The organism is Ruegeria sp. AD2(2025) (genome assembly GCF_056542385.1).
Window position 1 is genome coordinate 32,956 of record NZ_JBQFZS010000016.1, and the last position, 20,666, is coordinate 53,621.

The following is a 20,666-nucleotide window of genomic DNA, read 5'->3' on the forward strand; positions in this document are numbered from 1 at the left end:
GTTGTCAATCAACCGGCTGCACCACGTCGCCTAGGGCGACCCGCCCGGGCCGCACCACTTCGGCACACCATCCCCCATGCCCTCGCACGGCAGAATAGCCGCCCTTGCCCAACGCCTCCTCCATCCGACTGCACGGCGCGCAGATCACGGTAAAGCGTAAAATCGCCTCACCCACCTGCACCTCCCGCCCCTTGAGCGCCGACAGATTGATTCCGGAAACCACCAGATTGCGCCGCAGGATTTCGGGCACAACCGGCCCTTGGCCCAGATAAGACCCAATCGCCGCCAGATGCTCCTGCTGGATCAGAGTCACAGCGCGCTTGCCAACGCGAGCGCGGTCGCCGTCGAGGCCATCGGCGGTAATAATGCCTGTCTCAGTAGACAGCATTGTCACACGCCGTTCAGGTCGAACTCCGACCCACTCAAGCCGCCCCGGCTTCGCCCATCCTGCAATCAACTCTGACAGTTCTGACAAATTCCACTCCTTGTGCAATGCAGCGAATTTAGTCGCTTCAGCGTGCTAGCGAAAATCACAAAGCGACCAGCTTGCTCCGCCCGCCCCGCTCGGCTATCACACCGCCCAACCCAATTCCCCCGACCCAGAGGACGCGACATGGCCGCCTATCAATATGTCTACCACATGCAGGGTGTCTCCAAGACCTATCCCGGTGGCAAGAAGTGCTTTGAAAACATCCACCTGAGCTTTCTGCCCGGTGTGAAAATCGGTGTCGTCGGCGTCAACGGCGCGGGTAAATCGACGCTGATGAAGATCATGGCGGGCCTCGACACCGACTTCACCGGCGAGGCATGGGCCGCCGAGGGTGCAAAGGTCGGTTATCTGCCGCAGGAACCGCAGCTCGATGAATCGCTGACCGTCCGCGAAAACGTCATGCTGGGCGTGGCAGCGAAAAAAGCCAAGGTCGACCGCTTCAACGAAATCGCCATGGAGATCGCCGAGAATTACTCGGACGAACTGATGGAGGAAATGACCACCCTGCAGGACGCGATCGACGCCGAGAACCTCTGGGATCTCGACAGCCAGATCGACGTCAGCATGGAGGCCCTGCGCTGCCCGCCCGACGATGCCAACATCGCCAACCTCTCGGGGGGTGAGAAACGCCGCGTGGCGCTCTGCAAATTGCTGCTTGAAGCGCCCGACATGCTGCTGCTTGATGAGCCGACCAACCACCTGGACGCCGAGACCATCGCCTGGCTGCAACAGCACCTGATCGACTATAAGGGCACCATCCTGATCGTCACCCACGACCGCTATTTCCTGGATGACATCACAGGATGGATCCTCGAACTCGACCGTGGCCGCGGCATTCCGTACGAAGGCAACTACTCCGCATGGCTGGAACAAAAGGCCAAACGGCTAGAGCAGGAAGCCCGCGAGGACAAATCCAAGCAGAAAACCCTGCAGCGCGAATTGGAATGGATGCGTCAGGGTCAAAAGGCCCGTCAGGCCAAATCCAAGGCCCGGATCAACGCCTATAACGAGCTGGCCGAACAGTCCGAGCGCGAAAAGCTGACCCGTGCCCAGATCGTCATCCCCAACGGCCAGCGCCTTGGCGGCAAGGTAATCGAGGTCGAGGGCCTGTCCAAGCACATGGGCGACAAACAACTGATCGAAGGGCTGGACTTCGCCCTGCCCCCCGGCGGCATCGTCGGCGTCATCGGCCCCAACGGCGCGGGTAAATCGACCCTGTTCAAGATGCTCACTGGTCAGGAACAACCCGACAGCGGCACCATCACGTTGGGCGACACGGTCGAGCTATCCTATGTCGACCAGTCCCGCGATGACCTGAAAGACAACGACACCGTGTGGGAGGCGATCACCGGCGGCGCCGAAATCATCCAACTGGGTGACGCACAGGTCAATTCCCGCGCCTATTGCTCGTCCTTCAACTTCAAGGGCGGAGATCAGCAGAAAAAGGTCTCGCTGCTATCCGGCGGTGAACGCAACCGCGTCCACATGGCCCGCCTGCTGAAAGAGGGCGGCAACGTCCTGCTGCTCGACGAACCGACCAACGACCTCGACGTCGAAACCCTGCGCGCGCTGGAAGACGCACTGGTCGATTTCGCCGGCTGCGCCGTCGTCATCTCGCACGACCGCTTCTTCCTCGACCGGATTTGTACGCATATTCTGGCCTTTGAGGGCGACGCCCACGTGGAATGGTTCGAGGGCAACTTCGAGGATTACGAAGAGGACAAAAAGCGGCGGTTGGGGCCTGATGCGCTAGAGCCCAAGCGGTTGAAGCATAAGAAGTTTGCGCGGTGAGGAAGTGAGATAAGGCGATGGGTGGCTGTAAATATATACTTCACGTTTTTGCAGTGGGTTTCGCCCTTTCACTTACTTCTGTCCCTGTTGAAGCCGATTCTAACACTGCAGCAGCGCAGGAAAAATATGTCCTCTACTTGTCGAGGGATGACATGACACCATCGCAGAACGAAGTTCTTGCCGAATGCATGATCGAAAGGCTCTCGACTATGGGCAAGAAAATTTTGCTGTTGGCAAATTCGGAACGCGATGCAGAGATCGCTATGCTCGCTGCAGGACACAATCCTGCTGATGATGATTGCCTTGCAAAAGCTATGGCTGAGACACCGTAGGATGGGTGCTCGCACCCATCACTTCTCAACACTCCAATATACAACCGCATAAATTGATGGGTGAAATCACCCATCCTACGGCTCCCCAAACGCCCCTTCGGTGACAACACCGCTCCACTCCGGATCAACCCGACCCGCGTGGATATCACGATGGATCGACGAATACGGCCAATCGGTTGGATGCGCCACCAACCCATGTTTCACCGGATTGCCCCAACAATATGCCATATGATTGCGGTAATCTCGTTCGTCGCGGATACAATGCTCCCAATATCGGCGTTGCCAAATCCCGCGCTCCTGTTTGGCAACCTTGGACTCGCTTCGCGGACCAAATTCGCCGACGGCGCGCACAAATCGGCTTTTGATTAATCGCCACCGCGTCGAATAATCTGCATCCCCCGGCGGCAATGTCCACACCGCATGCAAATGATCCGGCAACACCACAAAAGCATCACACCAGAACGGTCGCTCTCTCTGCGTCACCGCAAAGGCCGCGCGCAGATGTGCCACCTCACGCACCAACAAATCCGACGAACGGTCGGCCAGAGACACGGTGAAAAAATACTTGGCCCCGGGAATACGTACCCGTCGATAATCGCCCATGCCCCAACCTGATCACGACGAGGGTTAACGGATTCTAAAGGCCCGCCCAGCCCGTCGGAGCAATAACTCCACCCTATGAATCACCCGAAAACCGATAACCAAACCCATCGGCGGAATTTTGTACAAGACAGACAATCGCCCCTCAAACCCTTGTACAAACCCTACAATCCGCCCTTGCCACACCGCCTGACCGATGCCATATCCAAGAGGCTTACGTTTTTCTATTTCGACCCACTGTCTCCTTCCACGGCGCTCAGTCACTCGATCCAGACCGACGACGCCAGGCTGCCGCAACCCCGTGGGCAGCACCAAACAGGAGACAACGGATATGCCCGCAGGCACCGTAAAATGGTTCAACACCACCAAAGGCTACGGCTTTATCGCACCCGAAGATGGCGGCAAAGACATCTTCGTACACATCTCGGCTGTCGAGCGTTCGGGCCTCACCGGCCTGGCCGACAACCAGAAAGTCACGTACGAGCTGCGCTCGGGTCGTGACGGCCGCGAAAGCGCCGACAATATCGAACTGGCCTAAGCCGTTCAAAGGGCAGGGTTTTTCCCTGCCCTTTTTCGGTGCCACACCGTTTGTGTGGCATGCAGAATACATCACATTTCAGTTATGCCACCCCGGCGATTGACCAAATCGGCTATCATTTCGAAACTAGCGTCATGATTTATTTGGTCATTTAGGGGAACAACCCATGTTCACACGCCGCGTTTTTCTGGCCGGAACTGCTGCCAGCCTGCTGCCGGGCTTTGCCTGGGCCAAAAAGGCTGTGGAATACGATCCAACACCGCAAGTCGTTAGAATCAAAAAACAATTCCAACCCGGTCAATTGCTGGTCGTGCCCCGATCCTTCTATCTGTATTACGTGACCGAGCCGCGCAAGGCGGTCCGCTACGGTTGTGGCGTCGGCAAGGCGGGGCTCGAGTTTACGGGCACCGCCACCATCGACGTCAAGAAGGAATGGCCCACCTGGCGGCCCACCAACGAGATGATCGAGCGTGATCCGGTCGCCTATGCCCGCTTCAAAGACAACGACTATGTCCAACCCGGCGGAGGCGATAACCCCTTGGGCGCGCGGGCTTTGTACCTGTTCCAGAACGGCGTTGACACCTATTTCCGCATCCACGGCACGACCCAGCCGCAGACCATCGGGCGGGCAGCGTCCAATGGCTGTATCCGGATGCTGAACGAGCATGTCATCGATCTTTATAATCGGGTTCCCATCGGAACCGTGGTGACGGTGGTCTAAGGGGCCGACCAGTCCACATCATCGGCCTGCTCAATTTGCAACCGCCCGTCGGGCCACGGGCGCGCGAGTTCTTGCGCCTGTTCCTCGGTTCCGGTCAGCCAAACCTGCACCGCATCGCGATCCAGCAGAACCCCCATCCGGTGATGAATGGGCTCGACATCCGCGTTCGGCGCGCAGGTCACGGCGGCCACCTGATCGACGCGCAGCCCGCCGGGTGCGGTCCAAACATCTGTAATCGCGGCAAAATACAGAATCGATCCATCCTTGGCCGCGATGCGCCACGCGGTTTTGCGCCGTTTCTCTCCGGTCCATTCATACCAGCCATCCACGGGAATGACCGCCCGCCCGACGCCATCAAAGGCGCTTTTGTCAAAGACGGTTTCGGAACGGGCATTGATGATCGTCTCCATAACCGGACGCCCGCGGGCATTGACGCGCCCCACCGGGATCATGCCCCAACGCATCAGCGACAGCCCCTCCGACGTCGACACCACGACCTCTTGTCCCGGCTGAATGTTCCGACGCGGGTGCTGCGGCGGCAGATCATCCGCGACACCCAGAGCCTCGGCGATCCCCGAGATCGGCCGTGTCAGAAAGAACCGTCCGGGCATCGCGCCCCTCCTATTTTGCGGCCTCCTCGGCGAGCACCAGCACCTCCGGCCCCAACGCCTCGACGATCAGAGACACGCCTTGCGCATTTGGGTGAATCCCATCCGGCTGCATGTATTGACGCGCTGCCGCCGGATCGCCAGCAGCTGTGAGGCCCGCAAAGAAACTCTCGGCATAAAGGGCATCGAACTGCTGCGCCAACTCGGGGTACATGGCATCAAAACGCCGCTTGTAGTCGGCCCCGTAATTGCCCGGGGCCTGCATTCCGATCACCAAAACCTCTACCCCGGATGCATCGGCGGCGTTCAGAATGGTTGTAAGGTTGGCGCGTGAGACATCCGGATCGATCCCACGCAGCAGATCATTGCCCCCCAACGCCATGATCATCCCGTCGACCTCGGGCGTCAGAGTCCAGTCCACGCGCGCGGCCCCTCCGGCAGTGGTGTCGCCCGAGACACCTGCGTTGATCAACCGCACGTCGGCCCCCTGATCCTGCAACCAGCGTTGCAGTTGCGGCACGAACCCATCCTGTTCGGGCAGGCCGTAGCCCTGCGTCAGCGAATCCCCCAGCGCTGCGATCACAATCGGCTCGGCCATCGCGGCACAACCGCAACAGATCAGCGCGACGGGCATCAAAGCCTTGCGCAATTTCCGTTTCACGCCATATCCCAATGGACCACACTCCCTTGCCAGGCGGACTGATGACGACACCTGTTCTTACCCTCCAAGATGCCGCTTTATCGCTGGATGGCAATGCCGGGCGCGTGGATATCCTGCATGATATCTCGCTGACCGTGAACAAGGGCGAGACGCTGGGGCTGGTTGGCCCTTCCGGTTCGGGCAAATCCTCGCTGCTGATGCTGATGGGCGGGCTCGAGCAAGCCACGGCCGGAACCGTCAGCGCCTTGGGCCATGATCTCGGCACCATGGGCGAAGATGCTCTGGCCCGGTTCCGACGCGATGCGATGGGGGTGGTGTTTCAGAACTTTCACCTGATCCCGACGATGACAGCGCTGGAAAATGTCGCCACCCCGCTGGAGCTGGCGGGCCACAAAGATGCCTTTGCGCGCGCCGAGGCCGAGTTGGACGCCGTTGGCCTGTCCCACCGCCGTGATCACTACCCGGCGCAACTGTCCGGGGGCGAACAACAACGCGTTGCGCTGGCCCGTGCGGCAGCCCCGCGCCCGCAGATCCTGTTGGCGGATGAGCCCACGGGCAATCTGGACGAAACCAACGGGGCTGCGATCATCGACCTGTTGTTCGGGTTACGTGACCGTCACGGCGCGACGCTTATTCTGGTCACCCATAGCCATACTTTGGCGCAGAAATGCGACCGTGTCATACGGCTGCGGGATGGCCGGATCGCCGAAGACACTCAACGCGAGGCAGCCGAATGAGCTTGCGCCTAGCTGGGCGTCTGGCACGGCGCGAGCTGCGCGGCGGGCTGCATGGGTTCCGGGTGTTTCTGGCCTGCCTCGCCCTCGGGGTCGCCGCGATTGCGGCAGTGGGGTCGGTCCGGCAAGCGATCCAAACGGGGCTGACGCAGGAAGGGGCCGCGTTGCTGGGTGGCGATGCGCAGCTGGAATTCACCTACCGCTTTGCCGATGATCAGGAACGCGCGTGGATGGAAAGCACGGCGCAAGCGGTCTCGGAGGTGGTTGATTTCCGCTCCATGGCTGTCACCGGCGATGGGGATCAGGCGCAGCGTGGTCTGACTCAGGTGAAGGCGGTGGATGACGCCTATCCGCTGCTGGGCGCGGTGCGCCTGCAGCCTCCGATGCGCCTGTCCGATGCTTTCGCCGGTACCGACGGCCTGCCCGGCGCGGTGATGGACCCGGCTCTGATCGACCGTTTGGGCCTTGGCATCGGTGACCGGTTCGCCCTTGGAACACAATCCTTCATCCTGATGGCCGCGCTGGAACACGAGCCGGACGGCGCGGCCGATGGGTTTGCTCTGGGGCCCCGTACTCTGGTCCGCACACAGGATCTGCAGTCCTCTGGCCTGCTTGCGCCGGGCACGTTGTTTTCCACCAAATACCGGCTTGACCTGCCGCCGGACGCAGAACTGGCTCAGCTGGCCGCGCGGGCCGGGCAATCCTTTGATGGCACAGGGATGCGCTGGACCGATGCCCGCAACGGCGCGCCCGGCATCTCTGAATTCGTGGGCCGCCTGAGCGCCTTTCTGGTCCTCGTCGGCCTCTCGGGCCTCGCGGTCGGAGGGATCGGCGTCTCCGCCGCCGTTCGCGCCTATCTGTCCGAGAAAACGGAAACCATCGCCACCCTGCGCACGCTTGGAGCGGATCGGGCAACGATCTTTCAGACCTATATGATCCAGATCGGAGTGCTCTCGGGCATCGGCATCCTGCTAGGCCTCCTCATCGGAGGCGCGATCCCGCTGTTAATCGCCCCCATCATCGAAACCCGCCTGCCCGTCCCCGCGGTCTTTTCGCTCTATGCCCGCCCCTTGGCCGAGGCCGCACTTTACGGCGTGCTGACCGCCTTCCTGTTCACCCTCTGGCCGCTGGCCCGCACCGAAGAGGTGCGCGCCGCGACCCTGTTCCGTGACGCGCTGTCAACCGCGCGCAGCCTGCCGCGCCCGGTCTACGTCGCGGCGACGGCCGTCGGTCTGGCCCTGCTGATCGGCGCAGCCGCGTGGTTCAGCGGATCGACATGGCTGACGCTCTGGACCAGCGGTGGATTGGCCGGAGCGCTTGTCCTTCTGGCGCTGTCGGCCCTCCTGATCCGCAGGCTGGCGCGGATCGGCACGCCTTGGGCAAGGGGCCGCCCGGCGCTGCGATGGGCCTTGTCCGCAATCTCGGACCCGCGTGAAGGGGCATCTTCGGTTGTCCTGTCGCTGGGCCTCGGGCTGTCGGTTCTGGCCGCGGTCGGACAAATTGACGGAACCCTGCGCAACGCCATCTCAGGCAACCTGTCCGACGTGGCCCCGTCCTATTTCTTCGTCGACATCCAGAAAGACCAGATGCCGGGTTTCACCAAGCGATTGGAAACCGACCCCGCTGTCAGCCGCATCGAAAGCGCGCCGATGCTGCGCGGGATCATTACCCGGATCAACGGACGGCCTGCCCGAGACGTGGCGGGCGATCACTGGGTTCTGGACGGCGATCGAGGCGTCACCTATTCGGACCAGCCGCCCCAGAACGCGCGCATCACCGACGGCACATGGTGGCCCGACGACTACGCGGGTCCGCCACAGGTCAGCTTTGCCGCTGAAGAGGCTGCCGAGATGGGTCTGAAACTGGGCGATGAACTGACAGTGAATATCCTCGGCCGCGACATCACCGCCGAGCTGACATCCCTGCGCGAGGTCGACTTTTCGACCGCAGGCATGGGGTTCATCATGTCGATGAACCCACAGGCCCTTGCCGGGGCACCCCACAGCTTCATCGCGACCGTCTATGCCGAGGAACAGGCCGAGGCCGCAATCCTGCGCGATCTGGCCGGGCAGTTCCCGAATATCACCGCGGTCCGGGTGCGCGATGCTATTGACCGCGTATCCGGCCTGCTGGCGGGGCTTGCCGCTGCCACGTCTTATGGCGCAGGCGTGTCGCTGCTGACCGGATTTCTGGTCCTGATCGGAGCCGCCGCCGCTGGCGAACCCGCGCGCCGGTACGAGGCGGCAATCCTGAAAACGCTGGGCGCAAACCGGGGCCGCATCCTGCGCAGCTTTGCCCTGCGCGCGATCCTTTTGGGGGCGGCTGCGGGCTGTGTTGCGCTGCTGACCGGCATCCTGGGCGGTTGGGCGGTGGCCACCTATATCTTCGATACCGGGTTCACGATCATCTGGCCCTCGGCGCTTGGCATCGTGCTTGCCGGAATCGTGGTGACTCTGGGCGCAGGTTTGGCTTTCGCGCTACGCCCACTCTCGGTCCGGCCAGCGCGCATCCTGCGCGCCAGCGATTGATCTCAGCGGGTGCAGGTGACGGGTTGCAAGATTTTCAGCAACTGGTCGTTGTCGCACACCAGCGCATCCAGCGTGATTTCATCAAGCGAGGCATAGAACACCTCGGCCGCGTCCTGCAGCGCCAGACGCAACCGGCAGGCATCGGTCAGCGGGCAGGTGTTATCGGCATCCGCGAAACACTCGGCAATCGGCAGACCGCCCTCGACATGGCGAAAGACCGAGCCGATGCGGATCTGATCCGCAGCCCGGGCCAGCGTCATGCCCCCGTTGCGACCACGCTGCGTGCTCAGATACTCCAGCTGGCTCAGCTGGTTGATCACTTGGGCCAGATGGTTTTCCGAGATGTTGCACACTTCGGCGATCTCGGATTTGGTGACCAGCCGATCCTGATGGGCGGCGCAATACATCAGCAGGCGCACCGCAATGTTTGTCCGTTTGGTAATCCGCATGTGGACCTCCCAAATTTCAAGATGCTGCCTTATTGCATGTCTCGTAAAAAGACTGTTTGACATACATCAATCGTCACCGAAGGATATGGCCCCCATGGCAGACCCTTATTTCTTTGGCTATGGAAGCCTCGTAAACCTGTCGACCCACGACTTTCCCGACCCTAGACCGGCACGGCTGAAAGGCTGGTGCCGCGCCTGGAGGTACACCGATCTGCGCCCGGTTGCCTTTCTGACTGCAATCCCGGACCCGGAGTCGGAAATCGACGGCATGATCGCGCATGTCCCCGAGGATGACTGGGCCGCACTGGATGAACGCGAATGGGCCTATGACCGTATCCCCGCCACGCAGGCCATCACGCACCCGCTGACACACGCAGTCGACATCGCAGTCTACGCCGTCCCGCAGCACAAGCATATCAAGCCCGACCAGCGGCACCCCCTGCTGCTCAGCTATCTCGATGTGGTGGTTCAGGGATATCTGCGCGCCTACGGCTCCGATGGCGCCGACCGCTTCTTTGCAACCACCGAAGGTTGGGACACCCCAATCCTGAACGATCGCGCCGCGCCCAGATATTCCCGCCACCAACAGTTGCACCCGGACGAAACCCGGCTTGTCGATGACCACCTCAACCGCCTCGGCAGCAAGATCATCCACCCTGCATAGCAAAAGGTGGAGGCACAACGGCCCGCCCCTTCTTCTGTTCAAAAATACTTCCGCCAGAAGGTGAGCGGCGTCCCGGAAACTGTCCACCGGACAGTTTCAGCCTCGAACGGGCGGAGCCCCGGTCTGCGCCACAAAGCGCGTTTCCTTACCCGCGTGCGCGGATAACCTGCAGCAAGGGCAACAGAGCCGCCATCTCCGGCCCACGCTCCATACCCGTCAGCGCCTTGCGCAACGGCATGAACAGGCCCTTGCCCTTGCGGCCGGTCGCCTCTTTCACGGCCTTGGTCCAGTTGCCCCAGGTCTCACCATCGAACGGGCCTTCGGGCAGCAACGCGACCGCTTCGGCAATAAACGCGCGGTCTTCGTCGTCGATCAGAGGCTCTGCCCCGTCGCGGCACAGCGCCCACCACCCTTTGAGGTCCGCCAGCGTAGTGATATTTTCACGCGCCATCGCCCAGAACGGCTCGGCCAGATCAGCGGGTACACCCGCCTCGGCCACAGCTTCGGCCACATCAGCCAGCGGCAGCGTCTGCAGATGTTTCGCGGTCAGCGGGAACAGGTCCTGCACATCGAACTTGGTCGGGGCAGCACCGAACCGGGTAACGTCGAACCCATCGATCAACTCGGCCATATCCGCACGCAGCTCAACCGGATCGGAGGACCCCAACCGCGCCATCAGGCTCAGCAGCGCCATCGGCTGCACACCCTGCTCACGCAGATCGCGCAGGGCCAGCGTGCCCAGACGTTTCGACAGCGCCTCGCCCTGCGGGCCGGTCAGCAGCGAATGGTGTGCAAAGCGCGGGCAGGTGCCGCCCAGCGCCTCGATGATCTGAATCTGCGTCGCCGTGTTGGTCACATGGTCCGAGCCGCGCACCACATCGGTCACGCCCATCTCGGTGTCGTCCACTACCGAGGCAATCGTATAAAGAACCTGGCCGTCGCCCCGGATCAGTACCGGATCGGACACCGAGGCAGCGTCGATCGAGATATCGCCCAGAATACCATCGGCCCACTCGATCCGCTCATGGTTCAGCTTGAACCGCCACACGCCATTGCCACGTTCAGCCCGCAGCGCCTCCTTCTCAGCCTCCGACAAAGCCAGCGCCGCGCGGTCATAGACCGGCGGTTTGCCCATGTTCAGTTGCTTCTTGCGCTTGAGGTCCAGCTCGGTCGGCGTCTCGAACGCCTCATAGAACCGGCTCATCTCGCGCAGCTTGTCCGCAGCCTCGGCATACCGGTCCAGCCGCTCGGACTGGCGTTCAACGCGGTCCCAATGCAGGCCCAGCCATTCCATATCCTGCTTGATCGCGTCGACATATTCTTCCTTCGACCGCTCGGGGTCGGTGTCGTCGATGCGCAGGATGAAGGTGCCGCCAGCCTTGCGGGCAATCAGATAGTTCATCAGGGCGGTGCGCAGGTTGCCCACATGGATGTAACCGGTGGGCGACGGGGCGAAACGGGTGGTGGTCATGGAAGTCTCCTGTTGGCGCGGCTCTTGTCACAGGACGGGCGAATTGTCCAGCGAATGACGAAGGGCGGCAGGCCCCGAAGATCGCGACATAAACAAAAATTAACACGTAATGTTCAACCACGCAGCCTAACTGTGCAGGGTATAAGGTGGCCGCAGGCCCCGACTGACCTAGCTGAACCCATTATGCTCTGACAGGGAGAACGAAGATGACCATCAAGATGACCCGCCGCGCGGCCCTTGGTACGGCTGCGGCTTTGCCATTTGCAACCGCCGCTGCCCCGGTTCTGGCCGCGGGGGCCGAAACCAAGGCCAATTCGACCATCGCGAAATCGTTTCAGTTGGGGGATTTCACCGTCACCACCCTGCTGGATGGCAGCCTGCCCCGCGACGGGGCGAAAGAAATTTTCGGCGGTGGCGCATCGGATGAAGACTTTGCCAAAGTCTCGGCCGAGAACTTCATTCCCGCCGACAAGGCGCATTTCTTCTTCACGCCGACGCTGGTCAACACCGGATCAGAACTGGTTCTGTTCGACACCGGGCTTGGGCAAGGCGGCATTCAGGCCGCTCTGGCGGATGCTGGCGTGACACCTGATCAGATTGATGTGGTCGTGATCACCCACATGCACCCCGACCATATCGGCGGCATGACCACCAACGACGCTGCCACCTTTGCCAATGCGCGCTATGTGACCGCCGCGCCGGAATATGACTTCTGGGCCGCGCAGGACGCAGGCAACCGCGTCGGCGATCTGGTCGCCGCCAAGGTCACGCCGCTGGCCGAAAAGATGAGCTTTATCGGCGACGGGGGTGAGGTCGCCTCGGGCATCACCGGCATGGCCGCGTTCGGGCATACACCGGGCCATATGGTCTATCATCTGGAAAGCAACGGTCAGCGGCTGATCCTGACCGCCGATCTGGCCAACCACTATGTCTGGTCCTTCGCCCATCCCGAATGGGAGGTGCGGTTCGACATGGACAAGGCCGCCGCCACGCAGTCGCGGCGCGATGTTCTGGGCCTGCTTGCCGCCGATAAGGTGCCAATGATCGGCTATCACATGCCCTTCCCGGCCGCAGGCTTCGTCGAAACCCGCGGCGACGGGTTCCGCTTTGTTCCGGTCAGCTATCAGATGATGGGCTGACGCCCTAATATCCGGGGTCCGGTCGCACTTTCGACCCGTCCGAGAAACGGGACAGGCGAAATGCGGCCGGGTCAACACAAGGCGTGGTCTGCATCACAAGATCGGCCACCAGTCGCCCGGCACCGGGGCCAATGCCAAAGCCGTGGCCTGAAAAGCCGGTGGCGATGAACAACCCCGGCATCTGATCAACGCCCGAGATCACCGGGATCGCATCCGGGGTTACATCGATCATCCCGGCCCAGCTTTGCACGATCTCTGCCGCGTCGAGCGCGGGCAGCGCCTTTCGGGCGCTCGCCCAAGCCTGACGCAGCGCCTTTTGCGAGGGTTCAGGATCCAGCGCCCTGCAATGCTCGAACGGGGTTACATCGCTGGGCAGCCAAGTGCGATCCTGCCGCGCCTCGGTCAGCCAGCGCCGCGACAGGCGGAAACGCAAGGATCGCCATTCCTGACGGAACGCGGGCAGGAATTGCCGAGCCAGACGAAAACTGTCAGGCACGATATCAACCGTGTTCTCATGCCCGGACGCGATCGTGTACCCGCCATCCGCGCGCTTGCGGATGGCAAAATCATCGCTCCACAGCGCCGCGCCGGGACCCGGTTCAGCCGGAGACGTCCGCATCACGGTGTTCAGCACTTTCAACTGCGGCAACGCGATCCCGGCATTGCCCGCAAACAGGCGCGACCACGCGCCGCCCGCCAGAACCACATGGCTGCAGGCGACGCGACCCCGTTCGGTGAAAACCCCTGCGATGCGCCCCGCCTGCATGTCGATGCTGCGCACCGCGCAATTGGTCATGATCGCCGCGCCGCGGTCCCGCGCCGCCTCGGCTATCGCCGGGGCCGCCCATTGCGGCTCGGCTCGTCCGTCTTGCGGCATATACAGTGCCGATGGCAGGGCCATGGTGTTGTCGGGCAAAAGGGCGTCCAGTTCCGACCCAGAGACTATCCGCGCGCCGGTCTGCAACCCGTCGACATGCCGCAACCACCGCGTCAAGTTACCTGCGCTGCGCGCGTCCGACGCACCAAACAGGATGCCGGATTGGGCATAACCCGTCTTGCGCCGGGTCCGCGCCTCTAACCCCTGCCACAGGTGAATGGATTGCAACATCAGCGGAATTTCACGCGGGTCGCGCATCCCCAGCCGCACCCAGCCCCAGTTGCGCGAGCTTTGTTCGCCCGCGATACGGCCTTTCTCACAGAGCAAGACCGAGACACCCCGCTCGGCCAGTTCGAGCGCGGTTGATACGCCGATAATGCCGCCGCCAATGACGACAACATCAACAAGCTTGGGAAGGGTGAAATCAGATTCGACAGGCGTCGGAGTCGGGCCAGGCATCAACCGCTCGGGATTAGGTCATCGCAGCGGCATCCAGCCCGATTGCGGATGCACTGACAATGCGCAACACAGGCGCACCCGAAGGTTTCCCCCAACCTGTGGCCATTCGGCCAAAGTGCGGTTCAAATCGTCGCGCGGTTGCTTCGTGGCTTAGGCCGCGCCGGACAGTTGCGCCCATTTCTGGCGCAGCACATCACCAAAGCCGGGCTCGTCCTGCACGGCGGGCGTTTCCTGCGGCTGCAGCGTCGGAAACTCGGTGCGCAGCGTTGGCTTTTCAACCACCGTCGCCGGTTTCTCCTCACTCAGAATATCCGCGATTGCCGCATCCAGCGCGTCCTCGTCCAGCTCACGCGGCGCTGACTCCATAGGCTTCATTTGCATCGGAGCATGAAGCGGTTTGTCGTACCAATAGTCCATATTACCACCAATACCTTTACCGACATCCCAAACACGGATGCCTCTACCCAGTTCGACACGTCCGGCCTTCGGTCCCCGTAATGCGGGCCATCCACCGGAATGCGTCACGCTTGCCCCATATGAGGCAAACCCCGGTCACAAATGTGGCAAAAAATGGGCCAATACGCAAGCCGCCGGCGTGGAACTATCCGATAAATAAGGAAAAATGAAAAACAATGCGAAACCCAAGTCTGCATTGCCCACAATTGCTCAACAATCAGATCTGAGAGGGGCCGTTCGCCCTCAACCCCGGTCGCGCCAGCGATTCACGATGGGATAGCGCCGATCCAGCCAGAAGGCGCGCGGCGTCAGGCGCGTGCCCGGCGCAGACTGGAAGCGTTTGTATTCGCTGATATAGATCAGATGCTCGACCCGTTCTGCCTCGGCCTTGTCGAACCCGGCGGCCACGCAATCTGCGACCGAGCCATCCTGATCCACCAGAATCTCCAGAATCGCATCCAGCACCGGATAATCCGGCAGGCTGTCGCTATCCTTCTGATCTTCACGCAGTTCCGCACTGGGCGGCTTGTCGATGACCGAGGGGCGGATGACCTCGCCGTCGGGGCCCATCATCCAGTCGCGATGATTGGCATTGCGCCAGCGGCAGGTCTCGAACACGCGGGTTTTATAGAGGTCCTTGATCGGATTATAGCCGCCGTTCATATCGCCATAGATCGTCGCATAGCCCACCGCGACCTCGGATTTGTTGCCGGTGGTCAACAGCATCTCGCCAAACTTGTTCGAGATCGCCATCAGCAACAGCCCGCGAAGGCGGGACTGGATGTTTTCCTCGGTCAGGTCCGCATCCCGCCCTTCAAACAGAGGGGCCAGCGTGTCGGTCACGGCGGCCCGCCCTTGCGAGATCGGCACGAAGTCATTATGCACGCCCAGCGCCTTGGCGACCGCCTCGGCATCATCCAGAGAGCTTTGGCTGGTATATTCCGACGGCAGCATCACGCAGCGCACATTCCCGGCCCCGATGGCATCCACGGCAATCGCGGCCACCAGCGCTGAATCCACACCACCCGACAAGCCCAGAACGGCCTTCTTGAACCCGGTCTTGCCCATGTAGTCGCGCAAGGATTGCACCATGGCGCGATAATCCTGCTCCCAGACATCAGGCTGGGGCACGACCTCGCCGCGCGCAATGCGCCAGCCGTCATCGCCGCGCAGCAGGTCGATCTGCTGCACCGCCTCGTCGAAGACCGGCATCCGAAACGCCAGCTCTCCGCCCGGGTTCAGGCCGAAGGTGGCACCGTCAAACACCTGATCATCCTGCCCGCCGACCATGTTCAGATAGATCACCGGCAACCCGGTTTCGACCGTCCGCGCCACCATGTGGTTCAGCCGGATATCGTATTTGTCGCGGAAATAGGGCGAACCATTGGGGATCAGCAGGAACTCGGCCCCGGTTTCCTCGAGCGTTTCGGCCACATCCTCGTGCCAGCCATCCTCGCAGATCGGGCTGCCGATGCGGATGTTGCCAACCGCATAAGGCCCGCCTAGGGGGCCAGCATCATACAGGCGGACCTCGTCGAAGACCGTCTCGTTGGGCAGGTGATGCTTCAGAACCTTGCTGACGATCCGTCCGCCCTTGAGGATCAGATAGGCGTTGTAAAGCTTGCCGCCCTCGACCCAAGGCCCACCGATGGCCAGCGCGGGGCCATCGGCACAGTGCTCGGCCAGCGCCTCGACCGCAGCCATCGCCGCCCGGTGGAACACTGGCTTCATCACCAGATCCTGCGTGTTGTACCCGGTGATGAACATCTCGGGCAGCGCCACCAGATCGGCCTGCGCCTCGCGCCCTTCGGCCCATGCTGCGGCGGCCTTGGCGGCATTGCCGTCGATATCGCCCACGGTCGGGTTCAGCTGCGCCAGAGTGATACGGAACCGGTCGGCCATTTTGCCCTCATGCCTTCGTCAGTCTTTCAGGGATTTAGCAGATCACAGCGCAAGTAAAAGGCAAATGCGGCAAAAGCCGTTGCCCTGCCCCCGGCGGTATCCTAGTTTTGCCCCTGACCAACACCAAGATACCCGCAGGCAGGTATGACCATGAACGCCATCCGCACCTCAATTGCCGCCGCAACGCTTGCCCTGCTGACGCAGCCCGTCCATGGCCAGCAGGACGGTCAGATCGTGATCGCCGATGACGATGTCGGCGGCGTATACGAGGGCACGTTTGAAAACGGCCTGCGCCATGGCACCGGCACCTATCGGCTGCCCAGCGGGTTCGAATATACCGGCCAGTGGGCCGAGGGTGAGATCCAGGGCCAGGGGATTGCGCGTTATGCCAATGGCTCGGTTTACGAGGGCAACTTTGTCAAAGGCCGCCCCGAAGGCCGCGGCAAGATCACCTATGCCGATGGCCAGACCTATGAGGGCGACTGGTCCGAAGGGGCCATCAACGGCACCGGAATTGCCGAATACACCAACGGGATGCGTTATGAGGGCGGATTCAGCGACGCCCGACGGCATGGTAAGGGCGTGCTGACCGGCACCGACGGGTATGTCTATGACGGCGATTGGGTCGATGGCCGCAAAGAGGGGGCCGCAAAGATCACCTATGCCGACGGCAGCACCTATGACGGCGGCGTCAAGGCCGGGCAGCGCCACGGTACGGGCAACCTGAACCTGGCGGGCGGCATGACCTATTCCGGCGACTGGGTCGAGGACGCAATGACCGGCATGGGGCGGCTGGTCTACCCCAATGGCGATGTCTATGAAGGCGACCTGACCGACGGGCGGCGTCAGGGCAAGGGCAAGGTGACCTATGCCAACGGCGCGGTTTACGAAGGCGATTTCAACGATGATACGCGCCACGGTCAGGGTATCTTTACCGGTCTCGACGGCTTTCGCTATTCCGGCGCGTGGGCCAATGGCCAGATCGCCGGGCTGGGTGAGGTCACCTATGCGGACGGATCGGTCTATATCGGCGATTTTCTGGACGACCTGCAGCATGGCAAGGGCCGCACAACCTATCCCAACGGCACCGTCTATGACGGCGACTGGGTGGCGGGCGTCTTCGAGGGCTCGGGCACCGCAACCTATCCCAACGGCACGGTCTACAAGGGCCAGTTCAAAAATGCCCGCAGCCATGGCACCGGCGTTCTGACTTTCGCAAACGGCTACCGCTATGAAGGGGACTGGGTGGATGGCGTCCGGCGCGGCAAGGGCAAGGCGACCTTTCCCGACGGCACCGTCTACGAAGGGGATTTCGACAATGGTGAACGCCATGGCAAGGGCACCCTGACGCGGCCGGGCGGTTTCACCTATACGGGCGACTGGGCCGCCGGCAAGATCACCGGCTTCGGCACGGCCACCTATGAGACCGGCGATATCTACGAAGGCCATTTTCTGGAAAACAAGCGGCACGGCGATGGCACCATGCGCTATGCGGGCGGTGAGGTTGAAACCGGTGTGTGGGACAACGACACGCTGACCTCTCAGCCCCAGCAGAACGCGCCCTCACCCGCGCCAGAGGCCGTGGCCCCCGAAACCGAAGACGCGCCCGAGACGACCGGGGCGGCCACGTCTGACGGCTAAGCCGCGCCTACCACGGCACAGGCTTTCCGGCCCAGTCAAAGAAACCACCTGTATCAGCAGGCGTCAGCCCGGCGGTGACGCCCAGCAGATTGCGCGCGGCCTCGTCCGGGTCAACGGCTGGGTGCCGCCCAAGATACTTGCGGGTGAACTCCGTTCTGACCGTCCCCGGGTGCAGCGCCACGCAGATGGCGTGGTTGTGCGTCCGCGCCAGTTCGATGGCCGCCGTGCGCACGATCTGGTTCACCGCCGCCTTGGCCGCGCGGTAGCTGACCCAGCCGCCCAGACGATTGTCGCCGATCGACCCCACACGCGCTGACAGCACGCCGACCACCGCCCGCCGGTCGCGGGGCAGCAGCCGCGCGGCCTGTTTCAGAACCAGCGCCGGGCCCACCGCATTCAGCGAGAACTGATCCATCATCGCCTGCGCAGACAGGACCCGCATGGTCTTTTCCGGCCCTGCCCCGTCGATCTCGAGCGCGCCTGATGCCAGGAGGATCAAGTCAAACGGGCCCGGAATCTGCGACAGGATGCGCTCGGCCACCTCGGGCACGCGCAGATCAAACCCGTCGGCCGAACGTGACAGCCGCGAAACAGCAATCCCTTGCGCCTCAAGCCGGGCACACAGCGCGCGGCCGATGCCTCCGGTCGCGCCGATGATCAAAGCGGTTTTCATGCCCTGACAGCTAGCGGTCAACGTGGCCCGATCAACGCCGCGCGCCCGATAAACCACACAGGCGCATTTTCTTTCTTTTCATTCGCGGCGGGCGCTGTATAACCTCAACCCCATGATCAACCGCGCAGATATCCCCATGACCGACGCCGCCACCCGCGGTGCGTCGCTGCGTGGCCTACTGATCCTAATCCGCCTCTGAGCGTGCCATCCGGCGCGCCCGCTCAGAGGAGGACGCCCGCGCGCCATTGGCTTTAGGACAGAAGAAGAAAGAGAAATCCCATGACCAACGTGACCGACCAAGACCATGTCTTGATCTTCGACACCACTTTGCGCGACGGCGAACAAAGCCCCGGCGCCACCATGACCCATGCCGAAAAACTCGAGATCGCCGAACTGCTGGACGATATGGGCGTCGACATCATCGAGGCCGGGTTCCCCATCGCCTCTGAGGGCGATTTCAAGGCTGTCACCGAGATTGCGCAGCGATCGAAGAACAGCCGCATCTGCGGGCTCGCGCGCGCCAATTTCGCCGATATCGACCGCTGCTGGGAGGCGGTGAAACACGCCAGTAAGAACCGCATTCACACGTTCATCGGCACCTCTCCGCTGCACCGCGCCATCCCGAACCTGACGCAGGACGAGATGGCCGAGAAGATCCATGAAACGGTCAGCCATGCGCGCAACCTGTGCGAAAACGTGCAATGGTCGCCAATGGACGCCACCCGGACCGAGTGGGATTACCTTTGCCGCGTGATCGAGATTGCAATCAAGGCGGGCGCAACGACGATCAACATCCCCGATACGGTGGGCTATACCGCCCCGATGGAATCCGCAGACCTGATCAAGCGCCTGATCGAGACGGTTCCGGGCGCGGATGAGGTGATCTTTGCAACCCATTGTCACAACGATCTGGGCATGGCGACAGCGAACTCGCTGGCCGCTGTCGCGGGCGGTGCGCGGCAGATCGAATGCACCATCAACGGCTTGGGCGAACGCGCGGGCAACACCGCGCTGGAAGAGGTGGTGATGGCGCTGCGGACCCGCAACGACATCATGCCTTGGAATACGGGCATCGACACGACCAAGATCATGCATATCTCGCGCCGGGTGGCGACGGTGTCGGGCTTCAACGTGCAGTTCAACAAGGCCATCGTCGGCAAGAACGCCTTTGCCCATGAAAGCGGCATCCACCAGGACGGGATGCTGAAGAACCGCGAGAACTTCGAGATCATGCGCCCCGAGGATATCGGCCTTTCGGGCACCTCTCTGCCGCTGGGCAAACACTCGGGCCGCGCGGCATTGCGCGACAAGCTGGAAACGCTTGGCTACGAGGTCGGCGACAACCAACTCAAGGACATTTTCGTGCGGTTCAAGGATTTGGCCGACCGCAAGAAAGAGGTCTTTGACGATGATCTGATCGCATTGATGACGCTGGACGACGATGATGACTATCTGCAACTGGTCTCGATGAAAGTCACTTGCGGCACCGGCGGGCAGGCGGAATCGACCGTCGAGATGGAGGTCGAGGGTGCAGATGTGACCGCCACCGAATATGGCGACGGGCCGGTGGATGCGACCTTCAAGGCGATCCGGGCGATCCATCCGAACAAGGCGCATCTGCAACTCTATCAGGTCCATGCGGTGACCGAAGGGACGGACGCGCAGGCCACGGTTTCGGTGCGTCTGGAAGAGGATGGCATGATCGCCACGGGTCAGTCTGCCGACACCGATACGGTCGTGGCCTCGGCCAAAGCCTATATCCACGCGCTGAACCGCCTGATCATGCGCCGCGAAAAGGCAGGCCCCGGCGCCGATGCGCGCGAGATCAGCTATAAAGACCTGACCTGATCAACGGGGAACACTCCCGCACCCGCGGGTGCCCGGCTGCGCCGAACCCCCTTGCGGCTTTGGGCCCGGCAGCGCGCCTTTGGC

Annotated in this window: 20 protein-coding genes; 10 read left to right on the plus strand and 10 right to left on the minus strand. The window is 62.1% G+C overall.

From position 1 onward, the window contains the following. Window positions 1-4: 4 nt before the first annotated feature. Window positions 5-388, minus strand: a complete 384-nt coding sequence (locus ACR1XV_RS20335) for an MOSC domain-containing protein (RefSeq protein ID WP_480534717.1) — start codon at window positions 386-388, stop codon at window positions 5-7. A 225-nt stretch (window positions 389-613) separates the two neighbouring features. On the opposite strand from ACR1XV_RS20335, the gene ettA reads away from it, so the two are divergent. Further along, window positions 614-2,281: an energy-dependent translational throttle protein EttA gene (ettA, locus tag ACR1XV_RS20340; RefSeq protein WP_010442471.1), complete on the plus strand. Its 1,668-nt coding sequence runs from the start codon at window positions 614-616 to the stop codon at window positions 2,279-2,281. Window positions 2,282-2,298: 17 nt separating this feature from the next. Further along, the gene (locus ACR1XV_RS20345) at window positions 2,299-2,613 is read left to right on the plus strand and encodes a hypothetical protein (protein WP_480534719.1); all 315 of its coding nucleotides are present in this window, start codon (window positions 2,299-2,301) and stop codon (window positions 2,611-2,613) included. 75 nt (window positions 2,614-2,688) lie between these two features. On the opposite strand, the gene ACR1XV_RS20350 is transcribed toward ACR1XV_RS20345, so the two are convergent. Continuing rightward, window positions 2,689-3,216, minus strand: coding sequence for an REP-associated tyrosine transposase (locus ACR1XV_RS20350; protein ID WP_480534721.1), 528 nt, complete (start codon window positions 3,214-3,216; stop codon window positions 2,689-2,691). A gap of 328 nt (window positions 3,217-3,544) precedes the next feature. Between ACR1XV_RS20350 and ACR1XV_RS20355 the strand changes: the two genes are divergently transcribed. Together ACR1XV_RS20355 and ACR1XV_RS20360 are read left to right on the plus strand one after the other, a co-directional pair. Continuing rightward, window positions 3,545-3,751, plus strand: coding sequence for a cold-shock protein (locus ACR1XV_RS20355; protein WP_170378838.1), 207 nt, complete (start codon window positions 3,545-3,547; stop codon window positions 3,749-3,751). A 166-nt stretch (window positions 3,752-3,917) separates the two neighbouring features. Further along, complete coding sequence (locus ACR1XV_RS20360) at window positions 3,918-4,472, plus strand: L,D-transpeptidase (RefSeq protein WP_480534723.1); 555 nt, start codon at window positions 3,918-3,920, stop codon at window positions 4,470-4,472. On the opposite strand, the gene ACR1XV_RS20365 is transcribed toward ACR1XV_RS20360, so the two are convergent. Beyond that, window positions 4,469-5,083, minus strand: coding sequence for an SOS response-associated peptidase (locus ACR1XV_RS20365; protein WP_480534725.1), 615 nt, complete (start codon window positions 5,081-5,083; stop codon window positions 4,469-4,471). The genes ACR1XV_RS20360 and ACR1XV_RS20365 overlap by 4 nt on opposite strands. A gap of 10 nt (window positions 5,084-5,093) precedes the next feature. Beyond that, window positions 5,094-5,714: an arylesterase gene (locus ACR1XV_RS20370; protein ID WP_480534748.1), complete on the minus strand. Its 621-nt coding sequence runs from the start codon at window positions 5,712-5,714 to the stop codon at window positions 5,094-5,096. Between the two features lie 68 nt (window positions 5,715-5,782). Here ACR1XV_RS20370 and ACR1XV_RS20375 point away from each other — a divergent pair, with 68 nt between their 5' ends. Both ACR1XV_RS20375 and ACR1XV_RS20380 read left to right on the plus strand, forming a co-directional pair. Further along, entirely contained in the window at window positions 5,783-6,478 is a 696-nt protein-coding gene (locus tag ACR1XV_RS20375; protein ID WP_480534727.1) for an ABC transporter ATP-binding protein, read from the plus strand. Next, on the plus strand, window positions 6,475-9,003 hold the full coding sequence (locus ACR1XV_RS20380) for an ABC transporter permease (RefSeq protein ID WP_480534729.1): 2,529 nt from the start codon (window positions 6,475-6,477) through the stop codon (window positions 9,001-9,003). Before ACR1XV_RS20375 ends, ACR1XV_RS20380 begins: the two co-directional genes overlap by 4 nt. Window positions 9,004-9,005: 2 nt before the next feature. Here the strand turns inward: ACR1XV_RS20380 and ACR1XV_RS20385 are convergent, their stop codons facing one another. Beyond that, window positions 9,006-9,452 carry an RrF2 family transcriptional regulator gene (locus tag ACR1XV_RS20385; RefSeq protein ID WP_480534731.1) on the minus strand — a complete coding sequence of 149 codons (447 nt, stop codon included), beginning with the start codon at window positions 9,450-9,452 and terminating at the stop codon, window positions 9,006-9,008. 94 nt (window positions 9,453-9,546) lie between these two features. On the opposite strand from ACR1XV_RS20385, the gene ACR1XV_RS20390 reads away from it, so the two are divergent. After that, a complete protein-coding gene (locus ACR1XV_RS20390) occupies window positions 9,547-10,116 on the plus strand; it encodes a gamma-glutamylcyclotransferase family protein (protein ID WP_480534733.1) in 570 nt (189 codons plus the stop codon). A gap of 145 nt (window positions 10,117-10,261) precedes the next feature. Here the strand turns inward: ACR1XV_RS20390 and gltX are convergent, their stop codons facing one another. Beyond that, window positions 10,262-11,587, minus strand: coding sequence for a glutamate--tRNA ligase (gene gltX / locus ACR1XV_RS20395; protein WP_480534735.1), 1,326 nt, complete (start codon window positions 11,585-11,587; stop codon window positions 10,262-10,264). 206 nt (window positions 11,588-11,793) lie between these two features. Here gltX and ACR1XV_RS20400 point away from each other — a divergent pair, with 206 nt between their 5' ends. Then, window positions 11,794-12,726 carry an MBL fold metallo-hydrolase gene (locus tag ACR1XV_RS20400; protein WP_480534737.1) on the plus strand — a complete coding sequence of 311 codons (933 nt, stop codon included), beginning with the start codon at window positions 11,794-11,796 and terminating at the stop codon, window positions 12,724-12,726. A gap of 4 nt (window positions 12,727-12,730) precedes the next feature. Here the strand turns inward: ACR1XV_RS20400 and ACR1XV_RS20405 are convergent, their stop codons facing one another. From ACR1XV_RS20405 to ACR1XV_RS20415, 3 genes are all read right to left on the minus strand, one after another. Next, on the minus strand, window positions 12,731-14,062 hold the full coding sequence (locus tag ACR1XV_RS20405) for an NAD(P)/FAD-dependent oxidoreductase (protein WP_480534739.1): 1,332 nt from the start codon (window positions 14,060-14,062) through the stop codon (window positions 12,731-12,733). Window positions 14,063-14,212: 150 nt separating this feature from the next. Further along, a complete protein-coding gene (locus tag ACR1XV_RS20410) occupies window positions 14,213-14,479 on the minus strand; it encodes a hypothetical protein (RefSeq protein WP_480534741.1) in 267 nt (88 codons plus the stop codon). A 282-nt stretch (window positions 14,480-14,761) separates the two neighbouring features. Then, entirely contained in the window at window positions 14,762-16,420 is a 1,659-nt protein-coding gene (locus tag ACR1XV_RS20415) for an NAD+ synthase (protein ID WP_480534743.1), read from the minus strand. A 150-nt stretch (window positions 16,421-16,570) separates the two neighbouring features. On the opposite strand from ACR1XV_RS20415, the gene ACR1XV_RS20420 reads away from it, so the two are divergent. Further along, complete coding sequence (locus ACR1XV_RS20420; protein WP_480534750.1) at window positions 16,571-18,061, plus strand: MORN repeat-containing protein; 1,491 nt, start codon at window positions 16,571-16,573, stop codon at window positions 18,059-18,061. Window positions 18,062-18,068: 7 nt separating this feature from the next. Here ACR1XV_RS20420 and ACR1XV_RS20425 read toward each other — a convergent pair whose 3' ends face one another. Continuing rightward, window positions 18,069-18,734, minus strand: coding sequence for an SDR family NAD(P)-dependent oxidoreductase (locus ACR1XV_RS20425; protein ID WP_480534745.1), 666 nt, complete (start codon window positions 18,732-18,734; stop codon window positions 18,069-18,071). A 279-nt stretch (window positions 18,735-19,013) separates the two neighbouring features. Between ACR1XV_RS20425 and ACR1XV_RS20430 the strand changes: the two genes are divergently transcribed. Continuing rightward, complete coding sequence (locus ACR1XV_RS20430) at window positions 19,014-20,582, plus strand: 2-isopropylmalate synthase (protein ID WP_480534746.1); 1,569 nt, start codon at window positions 19,014-19,016, stop codon at window positions 20,580-20,582. The last annotated feature ends 84 nt before the right edge of the window (window positions 20,583-20,666 follow it).